The organism is Streptomyces sp. E11-3 (assembly GCF_046540415.1).
Classification (GTDB): domain Bacteria; phylum Actinomycetota; class Actinomycetes; order Streptomycetales; family Streptomycetaceae; genus Streptomyces.
On sequence record NZ_JAZGRL010000001.1, the window covers coordinates 3,718,157 to 3,727,381 of the forward strand.

The 9,225-nt window shown below is 71.1% G+C and carries 11 protein-coding genes; 6 read left to right on the forward strand and 5 right to left on the reverse strand.

The features are described 5' to 3' along the window. Positions 1 to 47: 47 nt before the first annotated feature. From U9R90_RS17040 to U9R90_RS17050, 3 genes are read right to left on the reverse strand one after another with little or no spacing between them, the layout of a single operon-like run. Positions 48 to 899: a TrmH family RNA methyltransferase gene (locus U9R90_RS17040; protein ID WP_411057301.1), complete on the reverse strand. Its 852-nt coding sequence runs from the start codon at positions 897 to 899 to the stop codon at positions 48 to 50. Further along, entirely contained in the window at positions 896 to 2,149 is a 1,254-nt protein-coding gene (locus U9R90_RS17045; RefSeq protein ID WP_411057302.1) for an HTTM domain-containing protein, read from the reverse strand. Before U9R90_RS17045 ends, U9R90_RS17040 begins: the two co-directional genes overlap by 4 nt. Next, positions 2,146 to 2,814 carry a DUF5819 family protein gene (locus U9R90_RS17050; protein ID WP_411057303.1) on the reverse strand — a complete coding sequence of 223 codons (669 nt, stop codon included), beginning with the start codon at positions 2,812 to 2,814 and terminating at the stop codon, positions 2,146 to 2,148. Before U9R90_RS17050 ends, U9R90_RS17045 begins: the two co-directional genes overlap by 4 nt. Positions 2,815 to 3,012: 198 nt before the next feature. Here U9R90_RS17050 and paaA point away from each other — a divergent pair, with 198 nt between their 5' ends. The 6 genes from paaA (at position 3,013) to U9R90_RS17080 (ending at position 7,917) form a co-directional block, all read left to right on the forward strand. Continuing rightward, on the forward strand, positions 3,013 to 3,963 hold the full coding sequence (gene paaA, locus U9R90_RS17055) for a 1,2-phenylacetyl-CoA epoxidase subunit PaaA (protein ID WP_411057304.1): 951 nt from the start codon (positions 3,013 to 3,015) through the stop codon (positions 3,961 to 3,963). Further along, the gene (gene paaB / locus U9R90_RS17060; protein WP_411057305.1) at positions 3,960 to 4,250 is read left to right on the forward strand and encodes a 1,2-phenylacetyl-CoA epoxidase subunit PaaB; all 291 of its coding nucleotides are present in this window, start codon (positions 3,960 to 3,962) and stop codon (positions 4,248 to 4,250) included. Before paaA ends, paaB begins: the two co-directional genes overlap by 4 nt. Further along, entirely contained in the window at positions 4,247 to 4,975 is a 729-nt protein-coding gene (gene paaC / locus U9R90_RS17065) for a 1,2-phenylacetyl-CoA epoxidase subunit PaaC (RefSeq protein WP_411057306.1), read from the forward strand. Before paaB ends, paaC begins: the two co-directional genes overlap by 4 nt. Continuing rightward, positions 4,969 to 5,490, forward strand: coding sequence for a 1,2-phenylacetyl-CoA epoxidase subunit PaaD (paaD, locus tag U9R90_RS17070; protein WP_411057307.1), 522 nt, complete (start codon positions 4,969 to 4,971; stop codon positions 5,488 to 5,490). The genes paaC and paaD overlap by 7 nt, the downstream gene beginning before the upstream one ends. Continuing rightward, entirely contained in the window at positions 5,490 to 6,569 is a 1,080-nt protein-coding gene (gene paaE, locus U9R90_RS17075; protein WP_411057308.1) for a 1,2-phenylacetyl-CoA epoxidase subunit PaaE, read from the forward strand. Before paaD ends, paaE begins: the two co-directional genes overlap by 1 nt. 124 nt (positions 6,570 to 6,693) lie before the next feature. Continuing rightward, on the forward strand, positions 6,694 to 7,917 hold the full coding sequence (locus U9R90_RS17080; RefSeq protein ID WP_411057309.1) for an acyl-CoA dehydrogenase family protein: 1,224 nt from the start codon (positions 6,694 to 6,696) through the stop codon (positions 7,915 to 7,917). Positions 7,918 to 7,957: 40 nt separating this feature from the next. On the opposite strand, the gene U9R90_RS17085 is transcribed toward U9R90_RS17080, so the two are convergent. Beyond that, positions 7,958 to 8,305, reverse strand: coding sequence for a rhodanese-like domain-containing protein (locus U9R90_RS17085; RefSeq protein ID WP_411057310.1), 348 nt, complete (start codon positions 8,303 to 8,305; stop codon positions 7,958 to 7,960). Positions 8,306 to 8,346: 41 nt separating this feature from the next. Continuing rightward, positions 8,347 to 9,201: a hypothetical protein gene (locus U9R90_RS17090; RefSeq protein ID WP_411057311.1), complete on the reverse strand. Its 855-nt coding sequence runs from the start codon at positions 9,199 to 9,201 to the stop codon at positions 8,347 to 8,349. Positions 9,202 to 9,225 lie beyond the last annotated feature (24 nt).

Consider the following 9,225-nt stretch of genomic DNA (forward strand, 5'->3'; position numbering starts at 1 on the left):
TCACGGGTCGCGCCTCCGGCAGGAACAGAGCTCTCGGGAACAGGCTCTTAGAGGCGCGACCCGGCCGACCAGTGGAAGAGGGCCATCCCCACGCTCGTCGCCAGGTTGTAGCTGGACACCTGCGGCCGCATCGGCAGCGAGACCAGCTCATCGGCACGCGCGCGCAGCTCCGTAGAGATCCCGCTGCGCTCCGAACCGAAGGCGAGCAGCGCGTCGTCGGGCAGGGTGCGGGAGCGGATGTCCGCGCCCTCCGGGTCCAGGGCGTACACCGGCCCGGCCGGCAGCTCGTCCACGGTCAGCCCCTCCACGGCCGTCGCGAAGTGCAGCCCGGCCGCTCCTCGTACGACATTGGGGTGCCAGGGGTCCAGCGTGCCGGTGGTGATGACTCCGGTGGCCCCGAAGCCCGCCGCCAGGCGGATCACGGCGCCCGCGTTGCCGAGGTTGCGCGGGTTGTCGAGGACGACGATGGGCGCCTGTCGTGGCGTACGGGCCAACGCGGCGAGGTTGGCGGCGCGTTCGGGGCGTACCGCCAGGGCGGCGACCCCGGTCGGGTGCACCCGCGGGACCAGGTCGCGCAGGGTGTCGCGGGGGATCTCGACGGCGCGCGCGGCCAGCTGCGCGGCGACATCCGGGGCGAGCTCGGCGGCCAGGTCCAGGGCGGCCGCCTTGTCGCTGGTGACGATCAGCGGGATGCGGGCGTCGAAGCGCAGGGCGTGCTTCACGGCGTGGAAGCCGTCGAGCAGGACGGAGGCCGCGCTGAGCTCGCCCCAGCGCCGTACCGCCTCGTCCGCCGACGCCACCTGCTCCGCCGCGTCCGCCGTCCCCGCCTGCTCCACCGCGTCCGCCGTCGCCGCCGCCCGCTCCGTCTCGTCCGCCCTGCCCGTCTTGCCCGCCGTCATGGCGTGAACCCTACGTGCGCGTGCTCGGCCTCTTCCGGCTCATGCTGCTCGTCCTCGCCGCGCTGCCGTGGCAACCGCGTACGGGCGAGCAGTCGCCCGCGTACGCGGGAGACGCGTGCGCCGACCTTCTTCAGGAAGGAGGTCGGCAGGAAGACGGCGTCGGCGGCGATCATCGCGAGCGAGAAGAAGGGCAGCCCGAGGACGATGGCGATCACCGCGTGCTCCGTCATCATCGCCACAAGGAGCACGTTCTTGACCCGGCGGTTGAAGAGCGTGAAGGGGAAGGCGACCTGGGTGATCACCGTGCCGTAGGTGACCAGGAGCAGCAGCGTGCCGTTGGCCACGAGCAGCTCGGAGAGGGCCGGCCAGGGGGAGAAGTAGTCGAGGTGCAGCGGGTAGTACACCGCGGTGCCGTCCTGCCAGCGGCTGCCCTGGACCTTGTACCAGCCGGCCGTCGCGTAGATCAGACAGGCCTCGGCCATGATCACGAACAGTGCGGCATTGTGGACGAGGTTGGCGATGACGTCGAGCAGGATGCGCCCCTGGCCGTACGGCCGGTAACGGCAGACCGCCCACCACAGGCCCTGAGCGATCCACAGGCCCCAGAAGAGCAGGGCCAGCCAGAGCTTCCCGCCCAGCCGGTCGGTGACGGTCACCGCGAGGAGGACCACCCCGAGCACGGACCACAGAGCGGGGCCCACCCGGTCGCGTACCGGAGGTACCGGCGCCTCCTGTCCCGCCTCCTGTTCCGCCTCGCGCGCCGCACGGCGGGCCGCGCGGCGGGCATCCAGCGACCAGACCTGTCCGCAGCGCGTGAGGACCAGGTAGATGGCCATCAGGTGGATCACGTTGTCGCCGCCGTCGCCCATGAACACACTGCGGTTCTGCAGCGAGAGCACGCCGATCATGAACAGCACGGACATGGTCCGGGTGCGCCAGCCGAGCAGCAGCAGCGCGCTGGAGACGATCGCCAGGACATAGACGGTCTCGAACCAGCCGTGGCTGTCGGACCACATCAGCGCGGTGAAGGCGTGGTTGTTCGCGATCAGCAGCTCGGCCATGTCCCAGCTCCACGGCCCGTCGGGCCCGTAGAGCTCATGGCGGTGCGGGATCTCGCGCAGCAGGAAGAACAGCCAGGTGGCGGCGAACCCGATGCGGACCACGGCGCTCTGGTACGGCCCGAGCGCGGCGCCGGTGACTTGGCTGAGGCCGCGCGCGGCGCGGGCGCTCGCTCGGTCGAAGTGGCTCACTGGGCGCGTACCTCCAGGTCGCGGGAGGTGACCGGCCACCAGGGAAGCTCACGGTAGACGGGCTTCTTGTCGAGCTTCTCGTCGCTCCAGGACGGCGGCTGCACCCGGGTGGTCATGGCGCGCAGCTGCACGCGCCGGACGGTGCCGTCGAGCTCTTCGTCCGCCAGGCGCAACAGCACGATGCGGCGGATGTAGCGCTCGGAGAGCTCGCCGCGCAGCCCATTGGGACGGTTCTCGTTGTCGTGTGAGCCCGTGTAGAAGTCCCAGGCGCGGCGCAGTGCGTTCTGCTGGGTGTGGCTGGGCAGCAGATTGCCGTCTATCGCCTCGGCGTCCTGGGCGGAGAGCTCGTACCAGCCGGTCTGCCGGGTGGCGCCGTCGGTGGTACGGATCTGGGCGCGGGCCTGTACCGCGATGTTCTGCTGCAGCGGGTTGGGGGCGAAGAGCTTCCAGTTCTGCTCGAACTCGGGGTAGACCCAGCTGTCGACCGCCTCGCCGTGCTGCTTGGTGACGGTGTTCGCGGGCGCGACATGCAGGAAGACCATCGCGAGGTGCGCGCAGGCGAACACCGCCACCAGCGCCAGCGCCAGGGCGGCCACCACCTGGTACGGCGGAGAGAGCGCGGCGACACCGGCGCGGCCGCCCGCGTCCTTGTCGTACGAGTCCATTGCGCCCCGCCCCGTTCCCGTTCCGCCTGCTCTTTCGCACCGGAACGGTACTCAGGCGCGGCCTTCTCGCACAGCGTCCGTGAGGTTATCCACAGGGTTGACAGCTTAAGGCCGCTGGACCCACCATTGAAATCAACGAACCGAACGATCGGTCGGTAGGCTGGTCGCTCGGCCACGATCTCGAACCGAGGGGGCTGCATGTCGACGGTGACTGCGGGCCATGCGGCGGCGTTCGACGCCGCGGTGGCTGCCGATGAGCGCATCGAACCGCGCGACTGGATGCCGGACGCCTATCGCGCGACGCTCGTACGACAGATAGCGCAGCACGCCCACTCCGAGATCATCGGCATGCAGCCCGAGGCGAACTGGATCACCCGCGCGCCCTCGCTGCGCCGCAAGGCGATCCTGATGGCCAAGGTCCAGGACGAGGCGGGACACGGGCTGTATCTCTACAGCGCCGCCGAAACCCTCGGCACCAGCAGGGACGAGCTGCTCGACAAGCTCCACACCGGCCGCCAGAAGTACTCGTCCATCTTCAACTACCCGACGCTGACCTGGGCGGACGTCGGCACCATCGGCTGGCTGGTGGACGGCGCCGCGATCACCAACCAGGTCCCGCTGTGCCGCTGCTCCTACGGCCCCTACGCCCGGGCGATGGTGCGGATCTGCAAGGAGGAGTCCTTCCACCAGCGCCAGGGGTACGAAGCGCTGCTCGCCCTGAGCCACGGCACACCGGCCCAGCACGAGATGGCCCAGGACGCGGTGAACCGCTGGTGGTGGCCGTCCCTGATGATGTTCGGCCCGCCGGACGACGAGTCCTCGCACTCCGAGCAGTCCATGACCTGGAAGATCAAGCGCCACTCGAACGACGAACTGCGCCAGCGCTTCGTGGACATCTGCGTCCCCCAGGCCGAGTCGCTCGGGCTCACGCTGCCCGACCCCGACCTGGTGTGGAACGAACAGCGGGGCCACTACGACTTCGGCCCGATCGACTGGACCGAGTTCTGGGCGGTCCTCAAGGGCAACGGCCCGTGCAACGAACAGCGGATCACCCAGCGCAGGCAGGCCCACGACGAGGGCGCCTGGGTACGGGACGCGGCGGTCGCGTACGCCGCGAAGCACACCCGGAAGGAAGAGGCGACGGCATGAGCAGCTCCACCGACTGGCCCCTGTGGGAGGTGTTCGTACGCTCGCGCCGCGGGCTCTCGCACACCCACGCCGGAAGCCTGCACGCACCGGACGCGGAGCTGGCCCTGCGCAATGCCCGCGACCTCTACACCCGGCGCAGCGAAGGCGTCTCCATCTGGGTGGTGCCGTCCACCTCGATCACCGCCTCCTCACCGGACGAGAAGGACCCGTTCTTCGAGCCCTCCGCCGACAAGCCGTACCGCCACCCGACCTTCTACGAGATCCCGGAAGGGGTGAAGCACCTGTGACCCAGGCACCTACGGCGGCCACCCCCGCCGCGCTCTCCCTCGGCGACGACGCGCTGGTGCTCGCCCAGCGGCTGGGCGAGTGGGCCGGGCACGCCCCGGCCCTGGAGGAAGACGTCGCCCTGGCCAACATCGCCCTGGACCTGCTGGGCCAGGCACGCGTGCTGTTGTCCCTCGTCGGGGACGAGGACGAACTGGCCTATCTGCGCGAGGAGCGCGCCTTCCGCAACCTCCAACTGGTCGAGCAGCCGAACGGCGACTTCGCGCAGACCATCGCCCGCCAGCTGTACTTCTCCACCTATCAGCGGCTGCTGTACGAGCAGTTGGCGAGCTCACCGGGGCCCTTCGCTCCTCTGGCGGCCAAGGCCGTCAAGGAAGTGACGTACCACCAGGACCACGCCGAGCAGTGGACCCTGCGCCTCGGCGACGGCACGGACGAGAGCCACACCAGGATGCAGCGCGCCCTGGACGCGCTGTGGCGGTTCACCGGCGAAATGTTCCGGCCCGTCGACGGCCTGGAGGGCATCGACTGGCAGGCCCTGGAGGAGGGGTGGCGTGCGTCGGTGACCGGGATCATCGGACGGGCGACCCTGACCATGCCGGAAGGCCCGCAGAGCGGAGCCTGGTCGGCCGGAGCGGGCCGCCAGGGGCTGCACACCGAGCCCTTCGGGCGGATGCTCGCCGAGATGCAGCATCTGCACCGCAGCCACCTGGGGGCGACATGGTGACCTCAGCCTCACCCGCGGCCCCGCTCGCGCCGACGCCCCTGGAGGAGCGGCTGAGAGCGCTGGCCGGCGCGGTGCCCGACCCCGAGCTGCCGGTGGTGTCCTTGCAGGAGCTGGGCGTGCTGCGCGGTGTCCGGGTGCTCGGTCCCGGCCGCGTGGAGGTCGAGCTGACCCCCACCTACACCGGCTGCCCCGCCGTCGAGACCATGTCCGCGGACATCGAGCGGGTGCTGCACGAGGACGGCATCGCCGACGTCACCGTCCGCACGGTGCTTTCGCCGCCCTGGTCGACGGACGACATCTCGCCCGCCGGCCGCCGCAAGCTCGCCGAGTCCGGCATCGCACCACCCCGCCCGCATCCCGCCCAGGGGCCGATACCCCTGACGCTGTCGGTGCGTTGCCCGCACTGCGGCTCGACCGACACCGAGCTGCTGAGCCGCTTCTCATCGACCGCCTGCAAGGCACTGCGGCGCTGCGTCAGCTGCCGTGAACCCTTCGACCACTTCAAGGAGTTGTGATGGCCGGCACCCCGGCCCGCTTCCACCCGCTCCGGGTCACGGCCCTCGACCGGCTCACGGACGACTCCGTCGCCCTGATCCTCGAGGTCCCCGCGGACCTGCGCGAGGAGTACCGCTACGCACCGGGCCAGCACCTCGCCGTACGCCGCATGGTCGACGGCGCCGAGATCCGGCGTACGTACTCGGTGTGTTCCCCGGTGCTCGCCCCCGAAGGGCCGAGCACGCTGCGGGTGGGGGTACGGCTGGTGGAGGGCGGTGAGTTCTCGACGTACGCCCACAAGGAGATCGCTGTCGGCGACGAGCTCGAGGTGATGACCCCGGCCGGACGGTTCACCCTTCAGCCTCGTCCGGGCCACTACGCCGCGGTGGTCGGCGGCAGCGGCATCACACCGGTGCTGTCGATCGTCTCGACCCTGCTGGCACGGGAACCCGGCGCGAGTTTCTGTCTGATACGCAGCGACCGCACCACCGCGTCGACGATGTTCCTGGAGGAGGTCGCCGACCTCAAGGACCGCTACCCCGACCGGCTCCAGCTGGTGACGGTGCTCTCCCGCGAGGAGCAGCAGGCCGGTCTGCCGTCCGGGCGGCTCGACGAGGGGCGGCTGACGGCACTGCTGCCCGCGCTGCTGCCGGTCGCGGAGATCTCCGGCTGGTTCCTGTGCGGACCCTTCGGTCTGGTGCAGGGAGCCGAGCGGGCGCTGCGCGCGCTCGGGGTGCGGCGTGCCCTCATCCACGAGGAGATCTTCCATGTGGATGACGGTGCCGCCGCCCAGGCGCCCACCACTGCGGCTACGGCCCCGGCGCACAGCACGGTGACCGCCACACTGGACGGCCGCTCCGGCAGCTGGCCCGTGCGGGACGGCGAGTCCCTGCTGGAGACGGTCCTGCGCAACCGCTCCGACGCCCCCTATGCCTGCAAGGGCGGAGTGTGCGGGACCTGCCGGGCCTTCCTGGTCGACGGCGAGGTGCGGATGGACCGGAACTTCGCGCTGGAGCCCGAGGAGACCGACGCCGGTTACGTCCTGGCCTGCCAGTCCCACCCGACCACCGAGAGAGTGGAGCTCAACTTCGACCGCTGACCGTTCCCCCTTCGCCTCCTCCTTCGCCTCCCCCTTCGCCTCCTCCTTCGCCATTCCCTTCCCGTAGAACCTGTTCTATCTTGACGACCCGTCAGCTAGCGGTCAGACAGCGGGAGGGGCAGGCGTGGACTTCACCTTCACCGAGGAACAGCAGGCAGCCGTCGAGGCGGCCAAGGCGGTCTTCGCCCCGGTCGCACCGGACGGGGTCCCCAGCCCCGCGCTCACCCCGGGAGCCGTGGCCGAGGACTTCGACCGCGCGCTGTGGGGGCGGCTCGCCGAGGCGGACCTGCTGAGCCTGCTGCTGGCACCGGAGTACGACGGGGCGGGGCTCGACGCCGTCGCGCTGTCTCTGGTGCTGCGGGAGTCCGCGCGGGTGCTGGCCCGCGTTCCGCTCCTGGAGAGCAGCGCGGCCGCGTATGCCGTACAGACCTTCGGCAGCGAGGAGTTGAAGCGGCGCGTCCTGCCAGGGGCCGCCCGGGGCGAGCTCGTCCTCACCGTCGCCGCGAACGGCCGCACCGGGCATGACGCGGCCGAACGGGCCGTCACCGCACGCCAGGACACCACGGCTGCCGCGGCCAGCGCGGCCAGCCCTGACGGCGCGACCGGTGCTGACAGCCCTGACGGCTCCGACGGCTCCGACGGCTCCGACGGCACATCCTGGGTGCTGGACGGCGTCCAGACAGGCGTGCCCTGGGCGCAGAACGCCGATCTGGTGGTCGTCCCCGCGCACACCCCCGACGGCCGTACCGTGCTCGCCCTGGTCCCCCGTGGCCAGGACGGGCTCCGGATCGCGGAGCAGGTCTCCACCAGCGGGGAGCGCCTCGGCGAGCTCCACCTCGACGCCGTACGCATCCCGTCGAGCGAGCTGATCGACACCGACGGCGCATGGGAGCGGCTGCACCAACTGCTCACCACCGGCACCTGTGCGCTCGCGCTCGGGCTTGGTGAGGCCGTGCTCGCCATGACCAGCGAGTACACCGGCAAGCGGGAGCAGTTCGGCTTCCCGATCGCCACCTTCCAGGCGGTGGCCGTGCAGGCCGCCGACCGCTATATCGACCTGCGCGCGATGGAAGTCACCCTCTGGCAGGCGGCCTGGCGGATCTCCACCGGCGCGAGTGGCGCGCTGCCCGCGACCGGGGACATCGCCGTGGCCAAGATCTGGGCCTCGGAAGGGGTACGCCGCGTCGTCCAGACCGCCCAGCATCTGCACGGCGGCTTCGGCTCCGACGTCGACTACCCGCTGCACCGCTACCACGCCTGGGCCAAGCAACTCGAGCTCTCACTCGGCCCGGCCCCAGCCCACGAGGAGGCACTCGGCGACCTACTCGCCGCCCACTCCCTCAGCTGAGGCCGCGCCGCCCGCGAACAGCCGGACGCGTCCGCTCAGATCAGACCACGGCGCCTGGCTGACCCTTGTCGTCCACCACAGGGCGGCCGGACGCCTCCCAGGCCTGCATCCCGCCGTCGACGTTCACCGCGTCCACGCCCTGCTGCAGAAGGTACTGCGCGACCTGCGCCGAACGGCCCCCCACGCGGCACAGCACATAGACCTTGCCGGCATCCGGCGCCGCCTCGGTCAGCTCTCCGTACCGGGCCACGAATTCGCTCATCGGAAGGTGCAACGCCCCCGCGGCGTGACCCGCCTGCCACTCGTCGTCCTCGCGGACATCCAGCAGGAAGTCACCGTCCGACAGAACGTCGACGCCGACCGTGGGCACACCAGATCCAAAAGCCATACTCCGACGCTACCGGACCGCTGTCCGACGCCAGGTACCGCCTAGGCGACGAGTTCCGCGAGCTCCCGCTCGCGCTCGGCGACCTGCGCGAGCAGCTGCTCGGCGATCTCCTCCAGGAGCCGATCCGGGTCGTCGGGCGCCATCCGCAGCATCGACCCGATCGCGCCCTCCTCCAGCTCCCGCGCGACCAGCGTGATCAGTTCCTTGCGCTTGGCCAGCCATTCGAGCCGGGCGTAGAGCTCCTCGGCCTTGCTCGGGCGCTGCTCCTCGGGCACCGGCCCCGCGGCCCACTCCTCGGACAGCTCGCGCAGCTGCGCCTCGTCGCCCAGCGAGTAGGCGGCGTTGACCCGCACGATGAACGCGTCCCGCCGCTCCCGCTCCCGGTCGTCCTGCGCCAGGTCCGGGTGAGCCTTGCGGACCAGTTCACGGAAGAGCCGACGCGCCTCGTCGCTCGGCCGCACCCGCTGCGGAGCGCGCACCGGCATCTCGTTCAGCATCGCCGTGGCCTCGGGCGAGAGACCGTCCGAGTCCATCCAGTCCTGGAAGAGCTCGGCGACATCCGGCATCGGCAGCACCCGGGCCCGCAGCTCCTGCGCGACCCGCAGATCCTCCGCGTCCCCGGTCCTGGCCGCCCGCGCCTCCGCGATCTGGGCGTCCAGCTCCTCAAGACGCGCGTACATGGGACCGAGCTTCTGATGGTGCAGCCGGGAGAAGTTGTCCACTTCGACCCGGAACGTCTCCATCGCGATCTCGTACTCGATCAGCGCCTGCTCGGCGGCCCGTACGGCCCGTTCCAGCCGCTCCTCGGGCCGCGGGGCCGCAGCCTCGCTGGCCCCCTCAGGGGCGTCGGCACGCGGCTCGTCCGAGGCGGGTTCATCGGCTTGCGGGGTCGTCACCCACCCACCCTAGGGCACCCCCCA

Bases quoted from the DNA above. Each gene is read 5' to 3' on its own strand.
- U9R90_RS17050 (WP_411057303.1), bottom strand. From the start codon at position 2,814: ATGGACTCGTACGACAAGGACGCGGGCGGCCGCGCCGGTGTCGCCGCG.
- paaE (WP_411057308.1), top strand. From the start codon at position 5,490: ATGGCCGGCACCCCGGCCCGCTTCCACCCGCTCCGGGTCACGGCCCTC.
- U9R90_RS17085 (WP_411057310.1), bottom strand. From the start codon at position 8,305: ATGGCTTTTGGATCTGGTGTGCCCACGGTCGGCGTCGACGTTCTGTCG.
- paaD (WP_411057307.1), top strand. From the start codon at position 4,969: ATGGTGACCTCAGCCTCACCCGCGGCCCCGCTCGCGCCGACGCCCCTG.
- U9R90_RS17040 (WP_411057301.1), bottom strand. From the start codon at position 899: ATGACGGCGGGCAAGACGGGCAGGGCGGACGAGACGGAGCGGGCGGCG.
- paaB (WP_411057305.1), top strand. From the start codon at position 3,960: ATGAGCAGCTCCACCGACTGGCCCCTGTGGGAGGTGTTCGTACGCTCG.
- paaA (WP_411057304.1), top strand. From the start codon at position 3,013: ATGTCGACGGTGACTGCGGGCCATGCGGCGGCGTTCGACGCCGCGGTG.